The 878-nt window shown below is 34.5% G+C and carries 1 pseudogene; it reads right to left on the bottom strand.

Annotated features, from left to right (window positions below):
• Positions 1–230: 230 nt before the first annotated feature.
• Positions 231–878, bottom strand: a pseudogene (locus FE392_RS22555) (IS4-like element IS231C family transposase); the annotation flags it as partial.

Consider the following 878-nt stretch of genomic DNA (forward strand, 5'->3'; position numbering starts at 1 on the left):
AACTAAAAGAATCTCAATCGGTCATTCTAACTAGCCAACCATCAGTCTTAAATACAAACTTATCTCTGCCCTTCTCAATAAGTATATTATTGGGGTAGAGACACATGCCCATCAACTTAAGGATAGAAACTCTACGGTTTTCCATTAATTGAAATGAACAAACTTTTAAACAGTATAATCCTCTTAAAAATGAGCATACGAAATAAACCCTAACGGGTTTCATTTTTTTCTTATGCAGCTTTCTTTTGTTTTCTCAATCCATTATACTCATAGACAACACCCATAATATCAAAGATAGTTTTCTTCTCATATCGATGGGATTTCCGGCCATTTTTCTTTAGTAGGGTAAACAGGCGGATTAAAACCTTTGTTATTATACGGGTGTTTCTCTGTATCGCTTGATATAACAGGGATAGATGATCTTGAATCATCCCAATTGCTTTATATTCGCTTAATTCTCTTTTGTGCTTTTGCAACAGAAGTTGGCGCATCTTAAACATCGTAGAAGAACAGATAAAAATGGCAATGAGCTTTCCATACACATGGCATTCTAATCGCTCTTGTTTGATAGTTTGCCAATGATGAATTTGAAATAAAGATTTCCACGTTTTAAATATGATTTCGATCTGCCAGCGGAGGGAGTAAAAATCATGGATTTGTTCCATCGGAACCACTTCCCAAGGCGTATTCGTAACATATATGTTGATACCCGTTAATCGTTTACTCTTTTCTGAAAATGTAATCCCCTTTTTACTTTCGGTATAGCTTTGTTTTTTTCTACGTTCCAGTATTTGTTCCTCTGTTAATCGGTAGATAATTACTCTTGTAAATAATCTTTGATTCTTGCCAATATACGCCTCTTTTATTTCATACGTTTG

Source organism: Xenorhabdus santafensis (assembly GCF_033949405.1).
In the GTDB taxonomy this organism is placed as follows: Bacteria; Pseudomonadota; Gammaproteobacteria; order Enterobacterales; family Enterobacteriaceae; genus Xenorhabdus; species Xenorhabdus santafensis.